Source organism: Flavobacterium sp. AC105 (assembly GCF_979258495.1).
Genome location: NZ_OZ409860.1, coordinates 2,628,980 through 2,650,223, shown reverse-complemented (window position 1 = coordinate 2,650,223; position 21,244 = coordinate 2,628,980). Strand labels below are relative to the sequence as shown.

The 21,244-nt window shown below is 34.1% G+C and carries 10 protein-coding genes; 2 read left to right on the top strand and 8 right to left on the bottom strand.

Features of this window, described 5'->3' with window-relative positions; all coding sequences use genetic code 11:
- Positions 1 to 641 precede the first annotated feature (641 nt).
- From ACZ0AH_RS11015 to ACZ0AH_RS10990, 6 genes are all read right to left on the bottom strand, one after another.
- Entirely contained in the window at positions 642 to 4,763 is a 4,122-nt protein-coding gene (locus ACZ0AH_RS11015) for a hybrid sensor histidine kinase/response regulator (protein ID WP_463475854.1), read from the bottom strand.
- Positions 4,764 to 4,950: 187 nt separating this feature from the next.
- On the bottom strand, positions 4,951 to 6,894 hold the full coding sequence (locus ACZ0AH_RS11010) for a glycoside hydrolase family 97 protein (protein WP_463475853.1): 1,944 nt from the start codon (positions 6,892 to 6,894) through the stop codon (positions 4,951 to 4,953).
- 47 nt (positions 6,895 to 6,941) lie between these two features.
- Positions 6,942 to 9,536, bottom strand: coding sequence for a xylan 1,4-beta-xylosidase (gene xyl3A / locus ACZ0AH_RS11005; protein ID WP_463475852.1), 2,595 nt, complete (start codon positions 9,534 to 9,536; stop codon positions 6,942 to 6,944).
- Between the two features lie 44 nt (positions 9,537 to 9,580).
- Positions 9,581 to 12,043, bottom strand: a complete 2,463-nt coding sequence (locus ACZ0AH_RS11000) for a glycoside hydrolase family 95 protein (RefSeq protein ID WP_463475851.1) — start codon at positions 12,041 to 12,043, stop codon at positions 9,581 to 9,583.
- 37 nt (positions 12,044 to 12,080) lie between these two features.
- Complete coding sequence (locus ACZ0AH_RS10995; protein WP_463475850.1) at positions 12,081 to 14,798, bottom strand: alpha/beta hydrolase-fold protein; 2,718 nt, start codon at positions 14,796 to 14,798, stop codon at positions 12,081 to 12,083.
- Between the two features lie 21 nt (positions 14,799 to 14,819).
- A complete protein-coding gene (locus tag ACZ0AH_RS10990) occupies positions 14,820 to 16,553 on the bottom strand; it encodes a glycoside hydrolase family 43 protein (protein ID WP_463475849.1) in 1,734 nt (577 codons plus the stop codon).
- A 686-nt stretch (positions 16,554 to 17,239) separates the two neighbouring features.
- Between ACZ0AH_RS10990 and ACZ0AH_RS10985 the strand changes: the two genes are divergently transcribed.
- Both ACZ0AH_RS10985 and ACZ0AH_RS10980 read left to right on the top strand, forming a co-directional pair.
- Complete coding sequence (locus ACZ0AH_RS10985) at positions 17,240 to 17,836, top strand: peroxiredoxin-like family protein (protein WP_463475848.1); 597 nt, start codon at positions 17,240 to 17,242, stop codon at positions 17,834 to 17,836.
- 330 nt (positions 17,837 to 18,166) lie between these two features.
- Positions 18,167 to 18,361, top strand: a complete 195-nt coding sequence (locus tag ACZ0AH_RS10980; RefSeq protein WP_463475847.1) for a hypothetical protein — start codon at positions 18,167 to 18,169, stop codon at positions 18,359 to 18,361.
- 472 nt (positions 18,362 to 18,833) lie between these two features.
- Here ACZ0AH_RS10980 and ACZ0AH_RS10975 read toward each other — a convergent pair whose 3' ends face one another.
- The gene (locus ACZ0AH_RS10975) at positions 18,834 to 20,633 is read right to left on the bottom strand and encodes an IucA/IucC family protein (protein ID WP_463475846.1); all 1,800 of its coding nucleotides are present in this window, start codon (positions 20,631 to 20,633) and stop codon (positions 18,834 to 18,836) included.
- 10 nt (positions 20,634 to 20,643) lie between these two features.
- Positions 20,644 to 21,243 carry a GNAT family N-acetyltransferase gene (locus ACZ0AH_RS10970; protein ID WP_463475845.1) on the bottom strand — a complete coding sequence of 200 codons (600 nt, stop codon included), beginning with the start codon at positions 21,241 to 21,243 and terminating at the stop codon, positions 20,644 to 20,646.
- Position 21,244 lies beyond the last annotated feature (1 nt).

Below are 21,244 nucleotides of genomic sequence, written 5' to 3'. Positions count from 1 at the left end.
TGGTTTTTTGTTTAGTTTAAATAATTGTTGGTTGTAAAGTTTTTTGCTATTTATGTATTGAGATAATGTAGCTTTTACTAATTATCTGTATTTTCAAATTTTCGAAAATTACGAATGTGATATTCTTCTAATTTTCTATTTTCCCTAATCATAAAATATTGGTTTTAAATTTTGACTGCGAAAAAAAAGTGCTGTTTAATACACAAATTTTGGTTTCATTTCATGTTCTAAATTGGTTTAAAATTGTTAATAATGTTTTCGTGGTTATTTGATATTAGTTGATTCAAAAATAGAGTGTTAACATAAATTTCACATACTAAATATGATGCAAAAACTATCAAATTTGTAGCACAAGAGTTAAAAAAACGAGTAAAATCAGCATTTTAGATTTATTTACTACACAAAATAAAATTTCGATATTAATAATAATGAAGCATTATAATTCAGGTATTAAGAAATTAAAAGACTATTTATATTTATTTAATAATTACCAAAAAACAGAATAGTTCCTGACTAATTGGCTTTTTATGATTCAACAGCCTTTTTATAATTTTACAGCACTTGAATATTTTCCGTTTTATCGCTTCTGAAACAAAAAAAAACGGCATAAAAGCCGTCTTATATAAACGCTAAAAAAGATGCTATTTTTTATTGTGTGTAGGCAGAAAACCGTATTTGTCTTTATAACATTTTGTAAAATAAGAAGGAGAACTAAAACCAACCTTATAACTAATTTCTGTTATATTGTCATTCCCTAATTCTATCAATTCTTTGGCTTTTTCTAAACGAACGTTCCGAATAAACTCATTTACAGATACGCCTGTCAATGTTTTAATTTTTCGGTACAATTGGCTTCTGCTCAAAAATACTTTTGAAGCCAGATCTTCAACACTTAATTCAACTTCACTAATGTTTTCATTGATATAACCCAATACATTTTTGATAAAATCATTATCTAAAGTGGTTGTTTTTTCTTTGGCTTTTGGCGTAATTCCGTTATAGAATTTATTAAACATAATTTGCCTGCTGTTAATCAATTGTACGAGACTGGATCTTAAAATATCCATATCAAAAGGTTTGCTTAAATACATATCTGCACCAGAATCAATTCCTTCTAAACGATCTTTGATTAATGCTTTTGCAGACAACATCATTAACGGAATATGACTGGTTTTTAAATCGGCTTTAATGCTTTTACATAATTCTAATCCATTCATAACAGGCATAATTACATCTGTCAAAATTAAATCAGGCAATTTCTGCATGGCTAATTCCAAACCAACCTGACCATTCTCAGCTACTAAAACCTTATATTCTTTTTTGAGTTCATTTTTCAAATAATTTCGCAGTTCCACATTATCTTCAACAATCAGAATAGTGTAAATTCGATCTTGTTTTTCTTCATTTTCATCTGATTGGGCTTCATCTTTTTCTACGATTGGCGTGAAACTCATTTTTTTCTCCTTTTTATATTCCTCAAGCAATATTTCGCTTTCATTAAAGAACTCTTTTCCAACAGGAAATAATAATTTAAAAATCGTACCAACTCCCAATTCACTTTCTACTTCGATAATTCCTTTATGCAATTCTACAAATCCCCGTACCACTTCCAAACCTATTCCTGTGCTTCCGTAATAGGCTTTATTTAAATTATTTACCTGATAAAAGCGGTCAAAAATTTTCTTTATATCCTTTTTATCTAATCCTGAACCAGTATCTTCAACAATAACTTCAAATGAAGGATAAGAAAGATCAGAATCTATCAAAGGAAAATGAATCAATTCGCTGTTAACCAATATTTTTACCGTTATTCTGCCATTATCCGGCGTAACTTTAAAAGCATTTGAAATGACATTGAAAATAATTTTTTCGAACATTTTTGGATCTATCCAATCTTTTAAAGCTGTTTTATTAGATTCAAATTCAAGCCTGATGCCACGACTTAAGGCTTCTTCGTCAAAATAACTGACTATTTCTCTTGTAAAACCTACTACTTCAATCAGTTGCAACTGCAATGTCATTTTATTAAACTGCAGTTGGTTAAAATCCATCAACTCATTGATTAATCTTGAAAGCCTGTCAGAACTTTTTTGAATGGTCTGCAATTTTTTCAAAACAGTATCCGGTAAATCAGAACTGTAATTTCTGATAATATCTCCTAATGGATTTAAAATTAAAGTCAGCGGTGTTCTAAACTCATGCGAAATATTGGTGAAAAATTGTAGTTTTTTATTATTTAATTTTTCAATCTGAACCGCTTTTGTCTTTTCAAATTCTATCATTTGTTTTTGTTTAAAACGATTCTGATAATATTGATTCGCAAAATAAATAGCTGCTAATAATAATAATGTATAAAATAAATAGGCAAAAGATGTTTTCCACCACGGTGGTAAAATTTCAATTCTTAATTCTAATGGTTTTTGACTCCAGACTCCGTTTTTTTCTGCTGCTTTAACTTTAAAAATATAATTTCCAGGTGCCAGGTTCGTATACGTTGCCGAGCGTTTATTGCCAACATAATTCCATGAATCTTCAAAACCTTCTAAATAATAAGCAAATTCATTTCTGGCCGGAAAAGAATAATTAACGGCAATAAAATCAATGGTAAATACAGACTGATCGTGTCTTAGTATTATTTTTTTTGTTTGGGATATTACTTTTATTAAAGGTGAATTTTTTTCAAGCGGCCCAACTGATTTATTAAAAAGTTTTAAATCTGTAAAGTAAATCGGAAGCTGTTTTTTACTTTTAACCAAATTGGTAGGATTAAAATAATTCAGACCTTCGTAACTTCCAAAATACAGTACGCCGTTTTCATCTTTGAGAACCGAATTGTTATTAAAATCATTTCCCAGCAAACCGTCATATATAGAATAATTAAAGGTCGTTTTGTTTTTTAAATCCAGTCTTGTAATTCCTTTTTTACCGCTGAGCCAAATACCGCCATCATTAGATTCTACTATAGATGAAATTGACTTTTCGTGAAGCCCTTTGAAATTGATATACCATTTTAGACTATCCGTTTTTTTATTGTAACTGAATAAACCTGCACCATCTGTACCAATCCAGATTTCTTTGTTTTTAGCCTCATATAAAGTATTAATCGTATGTGTGCTTTTATGATTTTTGAGTTTTTCAGACATTTTATCGCGAAAAGAAACTACTGAAAAAGTTACAAAATCCTTTGTCGTAACCTTGTACAAACCCGTTGTTGAACCTACCCAAACCGCATCATCAGAATCTACCATCACGTTTCTGATGTCTAAATTCATTACATTATAAAAGGGTTTGGAATTACAATGATGAAATTGCCCGTCTGACGGCGTATAATAATGCAAACCTTTTGCAAAAGTTCCTATCCAAATTACACCTCTTGAATCTTCTGTAATACTCATAATATTATCCGAGGCCAGATTAGGCGTATTTTTTGTATTATAATTTATGAAGTTCCTGCTTCCTTTCTTTAAAAGAAAAATTCCTTCGTTCCAGCTGGATAACCAGATATTCTGCTTTTTATCGATAAATACTTTTGTGACATTATCATTTGTCAAACCGGAATATGAGCTGGCATCAGATTTGGTAATATGTTTAAACTTTTTAGTCGCAAGATTGTAGACATCAACTCCACCGCCTTCCATAGAAATCCACAACTGGCCTTCGTGATCTTTTGCAATACCGGTAACACAATTGGTCTGTAAGGATTGCGAATTTCCGGGCAAACTTTCGATAATATTTACCTTGCTGTTTATTTTGTCAAAAACGCCCAAGCCTTTGTTATAGTAACCCAGCCAGATTCTACGTTCATTATCCAGAAATAAGGACCAAACGGAATTTGAGCTTAAACTGCGGACATTGAATTTGCTGTTTACATATTTTTCCTGAATAATACCCTGATCGTTTACAATGATAAGCCCATCGTTTTCTGTTGCACAAAGAATTGTTTTAGGATTTGTTGCCAATATTGACATAATCCTTTTTTTAGTAATAGGATATGAAACAGCCCGTTTAGCATTTAAATTTAGTTTAACCAGTCCTTTATATCCGTTTCCAATCCATAAGTTTTGGCTGCTGTCCATAAACATAGAGACTATATTTCCGGATAAAATTTGATTATCGTTGGTGGCAGTTACTTTTTTAACCTCATTTTTTAACTTATCTACTACTTTTAAACCAAAATTAGTACCCAGATAAATCGTTCCGTTTTTATCTTTTACCAAACTGTTAATAAGGTAATTTTCTGGATTAGGAACATCTAGTTTAACCGACGTAATTTTTCTTGTCTTTACATTTAGTTTTAGTAAACCGCCATTAAAAGTTCCTAAAAAAAGATTACCATCATTGTCTTCGATAATGCTTTTCACAGAAATTACCGTTTCTTTATTTTGTTTATTTTGGATATCGATACTTTCAAAACTATTTAAATCTCGATTATAAAGACATAATCCTTCGTCAGTCCCAACCCACAACCGGTTGCGAACATCTACGTAAGTTGCATAAATCAGGTTGCTATTGATAGAATTAGTAACGTTGGAGTTTTGCTCATAAGAAACATAATTAACTCCGTCGAATTTATATAAACCTGCACCATTTGTCCCAATCCACATGATCCCAAACTGATCTTGCGCAATCGTATAAATACCACTTTTTGAAGACTCTTTATTTACCAAACGAAATTGGTAGTTTTCGAATGTATTTTGAGAAAACAAGTTATTTACCAGAAAAAATAAAATGACAATGACTCTAAAACAAGTTTCTTTGGACATTATAAAATGATTAGTAATTTAAATTAAATATATACTATTTAATCGAAAATCAATTATCTGTTTTTCAATTAAATGCAATAAAGATTATTTTTAAGCTTAAAATTTTGTTTTTATTCTCTCACAATTAAAAAGAAAAAATCTAAAAATTTTCTTCAGGTTTCTATTTTCTGATCGTAAAAAGCTGCCATTAATTCAATAAAACTATTCCGCCGTTACAAGGGATTTTAATTTCAACTTCCTGATTACTTTTAAGCTTTATTGTTTCGACTTTGCCATTTAATTTTTCATTATCAGCATAATATTTTAATGCTGTTCCTGAAACAATCATTGGCAATTTTACTTTAATTTTTAGTGTTTCCTTTTGAGCATTAATTCCTGCTATATACCAATTTGTTCCTTTTCTACGGGCAAAAATTGCGTATTTACCGGGATATCCTTCTAAAAAACGAACCTCATCCCAGGTCGTTGGCACTTCTTTCATAAAATCGATTGCCCACGCAGGAGCATCGGTTAAATTATTTGGTGCCAGTGCAAAATGCTGAACGCCGCTTTGAAAAAGTACTGCTGCCGCTAAAGCAAACACATCCGAAGTCATTCGTTTTGAACCTTTATTGGGAATGTTATCACTGTTGTAAAATTTATTTAAGGCACTTCCGCCAAAATCCATACTTCCTACCGTGTTTCGAATAAAAGTATGTGTTGCGGCATTCGTCGCTTCATTGTCACAACTCGCTTGTCCGAAATGCAGATTTTCGCTTGCCAAAACAGCTTCACTCGCCGCATAATTAGGGTACATGCGCTCCCAGCCTCTTGGCAATGTACAGCCGTGGAAAATAACCATTAATCCAAAATCATTGGCAGCTGTCAGGATATCTTCGTATAATTTCATGGTGACTTGTTTGTCACCGCCAAAAAAATCGACTTTAATTCCTTTTACGCCAATACTTTTCATCCAGGCCATTTCCTGACGGCGAATTGTTGCATTATCCATTTTTCCTCTTGGACTTTGCGGTGCATCATTCCAATACCCATTCGAGTTGTACCATAAATACAAGCCAACGCCTTTTCCGGCACCATATTTTGCTAATTCTGCAATTTTATCTTTTCCTATCTGAGTATCCCAGAGTGCATCGATCAGGATGGTTTCATATCCCATTGCAGCACTAAAATCGATGTATTGTTTTTGGACCGGAAAAGTAGTGTTATCATCCATTTTCATGATCCAGCTCCAGGAACCTTTGGTATATTTATATTCTGTTGAAGCTTCGTATTTTGGTTGAACCAAATCAAACGGAATCGTAGTTGCTACAATTGGAGCAAGGGTTTCGCCAACAGTAATGGTTCGCCAGGGAGTTTCGCCAATAAGTGATATTCCCGGTGCTGTGGTTCCGTTTCCGTTATTTTCTCCTTCCATCGGAAATCCAATCGTGTACAATCCTTTATCGTGCCCAATTAACCTGCTGCCACAATAATTGCCATCTACGCCTGTCTCTGATATTAAAATCCAGCCGTTATTTTTTACTTTAAACAAACACGGAAATGTATAACCTTCACCCAAACCGTTTTTTCCCATTGGAGCATCTAAGGTATAAGAGGTTTCATAACTTGGCGCACTTCTGGCATAGCCGGTCATTGGTTTACTTTGCGGACAAAGAAATGTTGTTGTTCCTACAGGCAGCATAAACCCAGAAGCTTCTTCCTGCACCACACATGCGAGGACATTATTTTGCGGATATATTTTATATTTAAAAGCGACATTATTATTGCTTATTTTAAATATTATATCAACAGCAGCTTTGTTTTCTTTAGTGAAAGAAAATACGGCTTCGTTTGCTTCATAATGTACATTGCTCTGTTTTATATTAGGAAGTTTATAGGTTTCATCGATTTTATTTTGATTTGGATCTGATTTTAAAATTAATCCTGTTGTAAAGTCACCAACACTAGTTTTTAAACCCAGTGGAGAATTTTCTAAGAACGTTTTGTCATTGTATGAAATACTGTAAAAAGGCATTCCGCCCGAAATTGAAACAGAAACTTTAAGTTTTCCGTCAGGACTTTTTATAACTGATTGTGCATTTAACTTAAAAAAAACAAACAGACCTAAACATATCATATATTTAAAACTCATAACGCACTTAAGATTAATTATTTTTGGTTTTTAAACAGAAAGCTAATTTATTGAATTGATACTTTAATTTTTTGTAAATCTTTTGCATCTGAACTCGTGCCATAAAAAACTTCATATTCACCCGAAGTTACATTGATTCCTCTTTTACTTTCATCATAAAATTCAAATGAAGAAGCAGGTAAATCAATAGTAACATTTTGCTTTTCGCCGGCTTTTAAGTCAATTCGTTTAAAAGCTTTTAATGTTTTTAAAGGACCATCTGTATCCTTTATTTTTCGAACATAAACCTGAACAATTTCTGTTCCTTCTCGTTTGCTGCTGTTTTTTATTGAAAAATTAAGTTGTGTATTTTCATTAGTATTTATCCTAGTCTTGCTCAGATTTCCTTTTCCAATCTCGAATTTAGAATAGCTTAAGCCAAAACCAAACGGAAATAAAACATTAGTTGTATATCTATAGGTACGCCCTTTCATCGAATAATCTTCAAAGTTTCCTAAAATGTCCGAATTTTTATAAAACGAAACCGGCAATTTTCCGGCTGGATTATAATCTCCAAAAAGAACATCGGCAACAGCCTGACCTCCGGATTCTCCAGGATACCACGCTTGCAAAATCGCGTCACAGCTTGCTGTTTCCGGCGTTAAGGCAATCGCAGAACCGGAGCAGTTTACAAAAATCACTTTTTTACCGGCAGCTTTAAGTTCCTGCAGGCATTTTCTCTGAACGGCAGGAAGTTCAATATTGGTACGGTCACCGCCTTTAAAACCAGGAAGCGAAACCGGCATTTCTTCTCCTTCAAGAAGTGTAGAAAGTCCGCCAACGAAAATTACCGTATCGATGCCTTTTAATTTTTGAATCAATGCCCCGAAATCTATATCATGTTCTTTTCCGAAATCGAATTCAAGATTCGCCTGCCAATTGTTTGATTGTGCATACAAAATTTCGATTTTGTATTTTTTACCCGCTTCGACTGCAAAAGTAATTTTTCCCGGAACCGTACGCCAATTGTTATATTTTGCAAGGGATTTTCCGTTAACCAATATTTCAAAAGCGCCGGTTGCGCCGGTTTTAAAAACAAGGCTATCATTTTCTTTCGCTATAAATTCTGTTTCATATTTTGCCGAAAACCCTTCTAATTTAACTCCCGAAGCAAATTCATGCTGTCCGGCAGTCGTCATTTTTATCGGATTTATAATTTGCTGCGATACAACACTATTTCCTTCTCTGTTTGGATTATTCCAATAAGTCGCTTTCATTCCTTTTTTTCCTTCAAAGGAAATTTGGTCAAAATAAGTTTCGTTTACTTTGTCTTCTACTAAATCGCAGGCTTTATCATAAACCATTTTATTTGCGCTAACTTTAGATTCTATTCCGCTTTTAATAGTAATAGTTTTCACTGGCGTTCCATTATAATTTCCCCATAACATGGGTTCATTATCCGCATTTGGACCTATAACTGCAACTTTGTTTATGGTTTTATTTAAAGGTAAAATATTGTTTTTATTTTGCAAAAGTGTCATTGTCTTTTGAGCCATTTCAAGCGCTAATTGCTGATGTTCCTTGCTATTAAGCACAGATGCCGGAATTTGGGCCCAGGGAACAATTGCATCGTCATCCATTTCGCCCAGATCAAAACGCCCCGTTAAAACACGAAGCAGGCTTTTATTAATATCCGTTTCTTTTATCAAATCTTTTTCAACCGCTTCCGGTAAATTTTTAAAAGGATATTTTTCCCAGACACATTCTACATCAGTTCCTGCAAGAACGGCTTTTGATGCTGCATGTGTGGCATCTGACGAAACTTTATGTGTGGTATAAAAATCAGTAACCGCCCCACAATCTGAAACCACCATATATTTATACCCCCAATCATCACGCAAAATACGCTGTAACAAACGCGTATTACTGCAGCAAGGTTCGTCATCCAAACGCTGATAAGCACACATAACCTGACGTACATCAGCCTCCTGAACTAATGCTTTAAAGGCAGGAAGATAAGTTTCGTATAATTCACGGGGATTTACATTATTTAAATTCAGTTCATGTCTGCTCCATTCCGGTCCTGAATGAACGGCAAAATGTTTGGCACAGGCCAAAAGTTTACGGTATTTAGCATCAGCCGGACCTTGTAACCCTTTAACAACTGAAATTCCCATTCTTGAAGTCAGGTAAGGATCTTCTCCATACGTTTCCTGACCTCGTCCCCAACGCGGATCCCTAAAGATATTTACATTCGGAGTCCATACTGACAAACTCAAAAAGCGTTTGTTTTCATTCCCATTTTTAATCCATTGATTGTATTTCGCGCGCGCTTCATCAGAAACTGCATTAAAAACACGGTACACAAACTGATCGTCAAATGACGCAGCCATGCCAATAGGCTCTGGAAAAACTGTAACATTATCATTGTTGGCGTAACCATGAAGGGCTTCACTCCACCAATTGAATTTTTTAATTCCAAGTCTTGGTATTGCATCACTTTGGTCACACATTAACGCAGCTTTTTCTTCAAGGGTTAATCTTGAAATTAAATCTTCTGCACGTTCTTTTGAACTCAAAGATGGATCTCTAAAGCGATATTGTTGTGCATTTACATTAAAAATGCAGAGTAAACTTACAAAATATAGATAATTAATTTTCATGGTTTTGGTATTGAAATTAATATATGTTTTATGATTTGGTTGTTTTATTTAATTGAAAAATTGTAAATCCTCCCCTTTTCAGTCTCAATATCATAGAGAAAAGTTGGGACAATATCCAGAGGTTTTATAGTCGATGCTGCAGCTATAACAGGTTTTTTAACCTCATCTGTCTGATAAAAAACATTTGAATTAATTCCAGAAGCTGTTTTAAAATTTTTATTTCCTTTTAAAAAAATGGCATTTGGAGTTCTTAATCGAAGATTTCCACCAAGATTTGACTGAATGCTTACAGAAATTAATGTACCGTTTTTCCACTTCAAATCCTTAATTTCAAAACCTCCGTGTGCTTTTAGACCGGTTATTTCTCCGTATTCTTTTAAGGCATCCGGCAGTGCGGGAAGCAAATGAATGGCATCATCTGAACTTTGCATTAACATCTCGGTAATTCCTGATGTACAGCCAAAATTTCCATCAATTTGAAAAGGCGGATGCGCATCAAAAAGATTATTATAAGTCCCGCCGCCACCTGTATTTACACCAAGAGGCGTTAATTGATTTTGAATTAAACTGTAGGCGTGATTGCCGTCCTGCATTTTTGCCCACCAGTTTACTTTCCAGCCCATACTCCATCCGGTAGATATATCGCCTCTTTGTAATAAAGTGTTTTTTGCCGCTGCAAAAAGTTCCGGAGTTCGGTATGCAGAAATCTGATTAGAAGGATATAAACCATATAAATGCGAAATATGACGGTGGTTATCTTTGGGATCATCCACATCATCCAGCCACTCCTGCAATTGATTGTATTTGCCAATTTGCATAGGAGGAAGCCTATTTCTTAATGTCCTTAAACTATCTGCATATTGTTTGTTTTTTCCTAATACTTCTGCTGCTTTTATAACCGAACTAAAAACATCAAATACAATTTGATTGTCCATCGTTGAACCCGCCGTTACTGCTGAACCCTGATGTGCTGCCGGAGCATTTTCTGGTGAATTTCCAGGCACTGCGACCAGCCATCCGTTTACCGGATCTATTACTAAAAAATCAGCATAAAAATCGGCTGCGCCCTTAAGCATTTCATAGACAGATTCAAGATAAACCTTATCGCCCGTATACAGATAATGTTCCCATAAATGCTGACTTAGCCAGCCTCCGCCTGCGTTCCAGACTCCCCACGTGGCACCGTCAACTGCTCCGTTAATTCTCCAGATGTCTGTATTATGATGCGCCATCCAGCCACGTGAACCGTACATTACGTTTGCCGTTTCTTTTCCGGTTTGGGCTAATTCCTTAATCATTTTTAGCAGAGGTTCATGCATTTCAGATAAGTTTGTTTTCTCTGCCGGCCAATAATTCATTTCTGTATTAATATTGATCGTGTATTTGCTGTCCCACGGCGGTGTCATACTTTTATTCCAGATCCCCTGAAGATTCGCCGGCTGACCGCCGGGCTGTGAAGACGAAATCAATAAATACCGTCCGTATTGATAATACAAAGCAACAAAAGAAGGATCTGAAACAGTTCTGAAATTCGCCAATCGTTCATCTGTTGGTAATTTTGATGCTGATGTTGTGCCCAAATCAAGTTTAACCCTTTTAAAATATTTTTGATAATATGCAATGTGAGTTTGCTTCATTTTATCATAATTCTTATCAAATGCTTTATCCAAAAAAGACTTTGCAACTTCCTTTTCGTTGCCGCTGATATCATTATAATTAATAAAATTAGTCGCAATAGAAACATAAATCAGAACTGAATCTGAACCTTCAATTTTAATTGAACTGCCAGTCGTTTTTATACTCCCGCCCTTCACTTTAAATCTTGCAAGTGCATTAAATTTTACCTTTCCTTCTATTCCTTCATGATCGCTTGTCGTTCCGGAAAGCAAAAGTTCATTATTGCCGTTAACGGATATTTCCTGTTTTTTATGTTCCGAGGTAAAAGCTGCTGTAAATGACAATTTTCCGGGTTTATCAGCAGAAAGTTTAATTACTAAAACACGATCCGGAAAAGACATAAATGCTTCGCGGGTGTAAGTCACGTCATTTACTTTATAAACTGTTTTTGCAACCGCTTTTTCAATATCAAGTTCCCGGTAATAATTAGTAAAATTCTGCTGATCTGAAAAACTCAATTCTAAATTTCCCACAGGCTGAAACATTTGTCCGTGGGATTTCTTGGTAATTATATTTTCATTTATCAGTTTTTCAGCTTTTTTATATTCTCCCTCAAAAATAAGTTTTCGTATTTCTCCCAAAGCTTGTTTTGCATCGGGATTATCATTCCGGTTTGGACTTCCGCTCCATACTGTTGCTTCATTTAATTGAAAAATTTCTTTCTCCATATTGCCATAAACCATAGCGCCCTGAAAACCATTCCCTAACGGCAAAGCATTCTCCCAAACGGCACCGGCAGGATTTTTATACCAAAGCTTTAAATCATCTGTCTGTTGTGCAGCCAATGAAATTCCAAAAAACAGCACTATGCCAATCAAATACATTTTCATAATTTTTTGTCTTTTGAATTCTAGGTATTTGCAATAATTAATTAAATAACAACGGGGCAAACATAAATAAATCATGTCTCCATACTGGCCAGGTATGACCGCCCGGATATTCACTATATTGATATTTAATGCCCATTTGATCAAATTTGCTCATCATAATTTTGCAATTTTCAAAAGCAATATCTTCCTTGCCTCCCATTGAAATCCAAAAGTTTTTAATATTTGAATTTATAGCTGCAGCATTATTTTTCATAAACTCATATTGTGGTTCTGATAATGTTGTATTATTGGCCCACCATCCCGAACTAAAAACACCTATACTCGAAAATAAATCTGAATTTTTAACACCCGCATAAAGTGTCTGTAATCCGCCCATTGATAATCCGGCCAAAGCTCTGTTTTTAGCATCTGTTGCTACTTTAAAATTACTTTCTACAAAAGGAATTGCACCTGTTTTTAATTCGTTTTCAAAAGCTTTCAAGGCATTTTCATTAAAATCTGCAACTCCTCCGGTATTTCCCATATTGCCGTCAAGCATGGCGATTACCATTGGTTTAGCTTTGTTTTCGGCTATTAAATTGTCTAAAATCAAATTGGCTTTGCCTTGTGTAGCCCATCCGGTTTGGTCTTCGCCTCCTCCGTGCAAGAGATATAAAACAGGATATTTTTCTGTGGAATTTTCATAACCAGGCGGTGTATAAACATACATTTCGCGCCATGAATTTGTTGCTTTCGAAAAGTATTTCTTAATTCGGATATCACCATGAGGCACCGCTTTTAGAGCATAAAAATCTCCTTCTTTATTCGGAATTTCAATACCGCTGGCCATACGTCCCATTCCATAAAACGTTTCGCTTGACGGATCGGCTACAGCCACACCATCAATAAGCAAAGAATAATAATTAAATCCTTTATTGATTACATCAGTTGTAACAGTCCATAATCCTTCAGAATCTCTTGCCATATCGTACTTTCTGCCCAAATCAATTTGTACTTTTGAAGCTTCGGGCGCATTAACTTTAAAAACTACCCGATTGTCCGATAATATTTGTGGATATTTTGCATTTCGGATATTGGTCTGTGCCGGCTCTCCTAAAATAGTATAAGATGGAAAAACAGACGGATCGACAGGCTTAAACAAAAACTGCGAAAACATATACAAACCATTTTTCCAAACTTTAAAATCATGAACTCCGGGCTCGATGTAATAAATATGCGGCACATTATTTTTATATAAATAATCATGGGTTCGTCTGCTATTTTCGATAAGCCAGTCATTATCTCCACAGGAAATCCAGAGCAATTTTAATTTCTTTTTTGCTTCTTCGGGATTCGGAAGTAATTCTTCCGGCTTTTTAGTATTTGGCGCCGCTGAGAAAGCACCTATCCAGGCAAATTTATCCAGATTGCCTAATCCAAAATTTAGTGATTGCCCGCCACCCATAGACAAACCGGCAATCGCACGGTGTTGGCTGTCTTTGTAAACAGGATATTTTTTTTCGATAAACGGAATTAAATCGTTTAGTAAATCTTTTTCAAAAACTGTAAATGCCTGCACTTTATCCGGAGCCATTATATTTCCGGTGGCACTATCGTCTTTCATTGCCCTGCCGTTTGGCATTACAACAATCATGGGTTCCAGTTTTCCTTCAGCATAAAGATTGTCTAATATAACCTGCGGATTTCCTCCGTTGAGCCATTCTTTTTCATCTCCGCCTATTCCGTGTAAAAGATATAAAACAGGATATTTTTTCTTTTTATTGAATCCCGGAGGCGTATAAACCGTAGCTTTTCTTACCGATTCTACTGTTTTAGATTCATAACTGATACTTTCTATTTTTCCGGATGGAATATTAGAATTTAATTCATCAAAACCAATTGGCGCCTGAACTCTTAAAGGCGTTTTGCCTTCTGAGAATTTATAGCCCAATAAGTAAAGCATTTTATCCGCATAACGTCTCCCTAAATCTCTGTAGCCCGCAGCATTAAAATGCAAAAAATCAGGCTCAGCGGTGCATCCTTTAGATGAAATTACATACGAATTTGGCAGTGTCTTTGGCAGTGTCGCAATAATTTTGTTCATGCTTCCACATTTGCCATTCTGATCTTCATTTACTGTTTCTCCCGAAAGCAACGGCACTTTTTTTGGATCCAGATTTAAATCTTTCATCAAATTGTCGTACACGATTTTTACCTTTTTTGTCCAAAGTGTATCTCCGGTATTCGATTCTCCCTGATGCAGTAAAATACCTTTTATAACTCCTTTTTTCTGAGCTATTTTTGCCATTTCAACAAGTCGCGAATACGGACTGTTATTGTATTCCTTAAGTATTCCTTTCATCCAGTCAGGTGCAGTTGCAACATAATCTGCTTCCTTATCTTTATCAAAAAGTTCAATTTTACATCCGCCAACGGCTACATTTATAACGCCGACTTTTACATTTTTAGGCAAATTAGCAACCATGTTTCTTCCAAAATAATCGACAGGTGTTAATCCGGTGTTACAACGGCATAACGGCGGAATGGCGGTATACCAATTTCCCTTTATTCGTTTGGTATCAGGACAATTTACAACTTGCAAAACCTGAAAACGATCATCAATACCCACAAGATCTTGAGGTTCTATTTTGGCATATCCTTCCATATTTGATTGTCCAAAACTCAAATAAACGTGAAAATCCTGATCTTGAGAATATCCTTTTTGTATTATTAAAAAAAGAACAGCAAATGCGAAAAATCTAGTTATTGATTTCATTGTATATATTTAATATCACTATTATTTTACTTGTGCATCATTTGAAGCCGTAGCATATAAGCCTACTAATGCTCCTGTAAAACCTCCCGCCATATTTGTAGAAAGGATATCACCTGAAACGCTTCCGCCTAAATTTTCAAAATCAGTACCATTTAAGGCATAACTAAATTCGTAACTGTCTCCCGTTGCTTTTACCTGCAGACGGATATTTTTTTTGATTTCGATTTTAGCACTTGCAATAATTTTTGACGCTCCTTTTTCGGTTCTTTCCAACAAGATATATGTGTCTTTTCCTTTTTTTGTTATTCCAAAAACATAATTAAAACGCTCGTTCTGAAGACAAACAATTCCGGCAAGGTCTTTTTCAGATGCTGGTTTAAAGTCTATTGTCGTTGCAAAAGAAAAAGTATTGTGCTGTTGTCTGTAAAAAAGTGTAGATGTTGGTTTTACTTCTTTAATATTTACTTCAAAAGGCTTAATTTCCAATCCTTTTTTGGTAATGGAAATAAAACTTTCACGGGGTCCTCTCAATCCAATCCATCTGTAATCTAATCTTTCGGAAGTAAAATTTTCAGTAAACGTAAAATTTCCATTAGGAAAAAATCCATCTTTACCAGTTCTGTTTTCAGTAACGCCTTTAGGCATTTTTATTTTTGGCTCCAGTGGTACTAATCCATTTTCAAAAACAGGAAAAACGCCCGACCAGTCTACTGGAAGCATAAAAGTTTCTCGTCCCGTATTTACACAGTTTTTATCGTTTGGACGAATACCCAGAAATACGCCATAATATTTATTATCAGGACCTAAAACGATATCTGCATGTCCAGCCCAGTCCACTTTTTCAGGTCTGTCTTGTGGAAAATACCTTTGTGTAAGAATCGGGTTATTTGACGCAGGTTTAAAAGGACCTTTTGGACTATCACTAACAAAAATAACTTCGCTATGATTATCGCCCGTACCTCCTTCGGCACACATTAAATAATAACGATTATCTTTTTTATACAAATGCGGCGCTTCAATCCAAATTGGTTTTTTAGAAAGATCTACACCTCCGTCTACTATAATTTTATCCGTTCCCGGAATTACTTTATCATTAGCAACATCATATTCCCAAACCTTAATGACACGATGACCTTCGTACAGTTCTTTTCCTTTATCCGGAGCATCATTATGAACGATATAACCTTTGCCATTATCATCAAAGAAAATACAAGGGTCGATTCCGTTAAAATCCAGTTTTATCGGACTTCCCCACCCTTTCATGGGATCTTTTGTTTTAACTATAATATTCCCCATATTGCCCGTAAACGCTGTTACAATCATATAAAAAGTATCATTGTGAGGATTATACGTGATTCCTGGTGCGTAAACGCCCTGACTAATTCCGGTATCATGAGGATTAAATTCTGAAACCTTATTTAATACGCCTCCAAGATCTGTCCAGTTCACTAAATCTTTAGAATGAAAAATCGGAACTCCGGGAAACATCGCAAATGAAGAACAAACCATATAATAATCATCTCCTTTTCTTGTAATTGCCGGATCCGGATAACATCCTTGCAAAACCGGCGAATAAAACTCATCTGGTTTCAATGGATTATTTTTATAAATAAGATCATCGCCTGTGTAAACAACATTAGAAAAAACAGGAGGTTTTGCAGACTGCACTTTTACAAAAGTGTCCTTAACTTTTATTGCATTAAAAGAGAAAAGAAATAATAATGATAATAGTAAAAATAGTTGTCGCTGCTTCATTTTAATTGTTCCTTGTATTATAACATCTCTTTGAAATGTCAGGTTATAAAAATTTAATTAAATCCAAAATAGTTAATAAGTGTATTTATTACAAATATAAAAAACATTTTGAAACACACAACCGGTTGCTCGAATATAATTTCTGAAATAGGCAAAAAAAAGGATAATAAAAAACAGTCTGTGTAAATAAATTATTAAAATATTTACTTTTTATCAAATTTATTCAACCTTGATTTTAGTAAAAAATATGGGTTTATTTGATTTTTATTAAAAAAACATAAAAGAATAAAAATAAATAATGAGATTTTTTTTAAAAAGATTTCTTATTATTTTAAGAAAAAACTTCACCAAAGCGATAGAAACTAAAATGCTTAAAGACGTAAATAAGTGTATTAAACTGACTTTGAAGAAGTAAATATGAAATTCAACTAATTGAAAAATTTAACGTTTTATAACTATAACATATAAACACAACTTCTTCCCAAATCTAATTTTATTTTCTATTCTTTGAAAATTATTAAACTGATCCTCGCATCAATAATCAGCTTTAAATCGCGGCAGAAAAGAAATTATCATTACAATATTGCCAAATTATAATTATTTTGAGCTAAGTGTAACTTAGCTGACATTTTACTTTTTCATAGTACAATAATTTTACATCATCAAAAAGATGTAAACCATACAATATGAAAAAATTAGTTTTTATTTTTTTAGTAACCTTAACTTCGTTTGCTAATGCGCAGAACGTAATTGCTAAATCTGCGAGTGATATCGCGCCCTTGATAATAGGAAAAAAGATTCCAAACCTTAGTTTAAAATTATCAGATAATACAGATGTGAACATTTCAGACCTGCTGCAAAAGAAAAAGACAGTTCTTGTTTTTTATCGTGGGGGCTGGTGCCCATATTGTAATATCCACTTACAGGCATTGGCTGAAGCCGAAAAACAAATTTTGGATTTGGGATATCAAATTATTGCGGTAAGTCCCGATTCTCCCGAAAATTTAAAAGCGACAGAAGACGAAGATAAATTAAAATACACCTTGGTTTCTGACTCAAAAGGAGAATTAATAAAAGCTATGGGAATTGCTTTTGAAGCTCCGGAAAACCGAAAAAGTGTAATTTACATACAATCTAATGGTGTGAATACTAATTTCTTACCAGTTCCATCCGTATTTATTGTAAATCGCGAAAGCAATATACTTTTTGAATATGTTTCTCCAGATTACAAGCACCGCCTAAAGACAGAATTACTCATTCCGGTATTAAAAAATTTAAAATAAGCTGAAAAGCCACAAAGCTGCTTTTTTTTGATTTCTAAAATCAAAAATTTATTGATTATATTTTCAAAATAAAATAGACTGAAAGTCCCTCACTTTCAGTCTATAAATTAATATTAGATATTAAAAACGAAATCATTAATAACGATTTTCTATTTCGATAAAAAAACATTCTTTAATATTTGTTCCTGTTCCGGAAATATGAATGTTACTAAAACATCGAACTCTATGAGTTTCAGAAACATGAAAATTCCATAACAAATCAGTATTATAATGTAACGTAAAACATTCAGGTTGAGATATTTTTATCATTAAAAATTAAATATCCGCATCATGAAAAATGTAAATAATCAAACCACTGAAAAATTTGAAAAATGTCCATATCAGGTTTTGGTATATGGCGAAAATAATTGTGATATAGTATACCGAACTTCATATAAAGGCGATTGGGGACACTGGGATGAACCTGTTGAAAATAATCAGTCCGACTTAGAGAATGCTTCCGGATATGAAATTGAAAATTTATAAGTTTTGCTTAAATTTGACATTTATTGTTTTTGGTCATTTTGAAAAATTATCTGTATCTCTGTGAATTCTGCAAATTGAAATTGAATATCGTTACAAGCCTAATACACGAATTGTTTTTTAATCAAATAAATTAAAAAAATTTATGAACTTAGAAACTGAAATATTTATGTATTTGCTTATTCTGTTAGCAGTCTTTTGCATAATTATCAGAATACAATTCAATTCCGGCAGTACAATTTTTTATTCTAAAACCTGGACAATCAACATGCTTTATTTTTTTGAATTAACAGGCATGAGCATGATTTGTGCGTGGTTCTTTTTGCAATTGATAATCGTATTGTTTAATGATTTTCTGATGTTATTGAGTGAAGTTTTAAATTCCTAATCAAACAAAACATCTACTTTATTTTGAAAACATAGTTTTTTTTGCCACTAAGACGCAGAGATGCAAAGTTTTTTTCGTACCATCTTGTTATACAGAAATAGCTTTTAGTTCTTTACTAAAAACTGCAACAGGATTTTTTAATTTTCCAACAAACTGAAGACTTTCAATTGGATCTGCTAAATCCAGCATTTGCTTATTATTTCGTAATTGCAAACGGTTCAGGCAACAAGAATCAAATTCGGGAACAAACAAATTGTATTTTTTGAATTGTTCCTGTAAATGAGGATGTTCTTCCTGATATTGTTGAATACAATTAGCAACTTCGGACCAAAAATCTTCTTCTGAAAATGTTTGTTTTTCTGATAATATGGCAGAAAGAAAACGGAAATAAAACTGGAATACATCATTAAAAATACATAGGATTTTTAACGGTTCTTTCATATCAATATGAATGCGTTTTACTTTTTCGGGAAGCGGAATTTCGGCATTAAAAAGTATGACTTCTTCGGTAATATCTTTCATGATCGCTTTTACGGGAATATGATTTTCGAGCACCAGAATCAAGTTTTCGCCGTGTGGCATGAAGACCATTTCATGCTGATAAAAACAATGCAATAAAGGCGAAAAATAGGCATCTAAATAACGCCCAATCCAGGCTTTCGCCGAAATACCCGACTTTTTAATTAACTCAGATACAAATGCATTTCCAGACTGATCGACATGCAATAAAGCCGCCATCGTCATAATATTTTGGTTTTGGGATAATTTTGGGATTGGGCTTTCGCGCCATAAAACAGCGAGCATTTTATTGTGCGGAATACTTCTTCCTAAAGGTTCATACAAGAAATTTCGGTAGCCAATCGTCGCAACTTCTCCCAATAATGTAAAACCTTTTTGCTGTAAATAAGCATCATTTTCTACCAGGTCAGCAACCCATTTTGTAATTGCCGGCGTACTTTCCATATAATACGGAGAAAGTCCGCGCATAAATCCCATATTGATAACCGAAAGTGCTGTTTTAGCATAAAATTTATCCGGCGAAGTAGTATTAAAAAAAGTCCGAATCGATTGTTGTGCAGAATAATAATCTTCGCCATATCCCAGACAGATTAAATGTCCTTCGGCAATATCAGGCGCAAAAATGAGTGCTAATTTATTGAACCATTGCCACGGATGGACGGGAAAAAAATAATAATCTTTAGTATTTAATCCCTGATTTTTCAGGACGTTTTCGAAAGCTAAAATCGTTTTGACATCCAATTCCTGCTGCAATACTTTTTCATAGCTTAATTCTTCAATCGCTGTAAAAGTGGCTTTGCTCCTGTGTCCGGCAATCCACAATAATTGTATTGGCGCGTTGGCTTCCGGAGAAAAATTAGCAAAATCATCAATGTTAAAACCATTTTTTCCGCTATTCGCCACAAAACAAGGATGTCCTTCGGTCATGGCGTGCTCGATAATTTGATAATCCAGTGCAAGCAAATCTTTTGACGTATATTTTTCGTTCGCTATTTTATACGCTGTACTGTATAAAGTACTGGTAATCTCTTCAAGATAAGTGGACAATAAATTTTCGCTGATGCCTAAAATGTCTTTGAATTCTATTATAAATTCTAATAAATGTAAAGGCGAATCTTTGCCATCAATTGTCTTTTTTATGGAATCTACAGCAATTAACCAATGGTTTAGAGCCAATATTGAAGCCTGAAAAGTATATTCTGCCTTTTTATCGGGTGAAGAAATACTATAGCAATTATTCCCTTTAGAAATGGGCTCGATCAATAATTCGTGCGCAAATTCGCTTAACGTTTTCCTGAGCAAAATAACATTGGCCTTGTTCCAGTTCTCTTTTGTTAAGTGCTTTATGTTTTGGGTTGGTATTTTCATTTTTATAAAATTAAACCGACTGTAATGCTTTGTAATAATCGTTTCGGGTGCAAAATTCTAAATGTGCTTTTTTATGCGGCAGATCGAGTACACGCTGAAAAACAAATCCGGCTTTTTTATTCAGCAAATGAATTTTATGATTTCTTGCATCGGGTTCTACCACAATACGCTGGTTTTTTGAATCTGAAAAAATAAAATCAAGTATGACGGTAAAAATTGTCCAGGTAAAATTTGGAATTGATTTCTCTAAAGGCGCGACTAAAATATGCATGCCTTTATCGCCTTTTTCAGCTTGATAATAGTTTCCTACGACATCATTTTCAGGATCGTAACATTCTAATAAAAAAGCAGTTTTATGATTGAAAAGTCCTATATATACCTGTGCTTTTTCCTGAATTTTACAATAGGCTTCTTTTACTTCTTCCAACGAAAATCCGTTCATTTCCCAATACACTGCATATTCTCGATTTACCCAGTTATGCAAGAGTTTAATGTCTGTTTCCATATTAATGGGACGCAGTTCAAAAACACCTAAACCAGGAATCGTTTTTACAAAAACAACATCAGAAGTGACATCATTTTCCGGAGGAATTATTATACTATTCATCATC

What these genes read in the sequence shown, in the direction of transcription:
- ACZ0AH_RS10980 (WP_463475847.1), top strand. Translation starts at nt 18,167, where the DNA reads ATGAAAAATGTAAATAATCAAACCACTGAAAAATTTGAAAAATGTCCA.
- ACZ0AH_RS10995 (WP_463475850.1), bottom strand. Translation starts at nt 14,798, where the DNA reads ATGAAATCAATAACTAGATTTTTCGCATTTGCTGTTCTTTTTTTAATA.
- ACZ0AH_RS10975 (WP_463475846.1), bottom strand. Translation starts at nt 20,633, where the DNA reads ATGAAAATACCAACCCAAAACATAAAGCACTTAACAAAAGAGAACTGG.
- ACZ0AH_RS10985 (WP_463475848.1), top strand. Translation starts at nt 17,240, where the DNA reads ATGAAAAAATTAGTTTTTATTTTTTTAGTAACCTTAACTTCGTTTGCT.
- ACZ0AH_RS10990 (WP_463475849.1), bottom strand. Translation starts at nt 16,553, where the DNA reads ATGAAGCAGCGACAACTATTTTTACTATTATCATTATTATTTCTTTTC.
- ACZ0AH_RS11000 (WP_463475851.1), bottom strand. Translation starts at nt 12,043, where the DNA reads ATGAAAATGTATTTGATTGGCATAGTGCTGTTTTTTGGAATTTCATTG.
- ACZ0AH_RS11010 (WP_463475853.1), bottom strand. Translation starts at nt 6,894, where the DNA reads ATGAGTTTTAAATATATGATATGTTTAGGTCTGTTTGTTTTTTTTAAG.
- xyl3A (WP_463475852.1), bottom strand. Translation starts at nt 9,536, where the DNA reads ATGAAAATTAATTATCTATATTTTGTAAGTTTACTCTGCATTTTTAAT.
- ACZ0AH_RS10970 (WP_463475845.1), bottom strand. Translation starts at nt 21,243, where the DNA reads ATGATGAATAGTATAATAATTCCTCCGGAAAATGATGTCACTTCTGAT.
- ACZ0AH_RS11015 (WP_463475854.1), bottom strand. Translation starts at nt 4,763, where the DNA reads ATGTCCAAAGAAACTTGTTTTAGAGTCATTGTCATTTTATTTTTTCTG.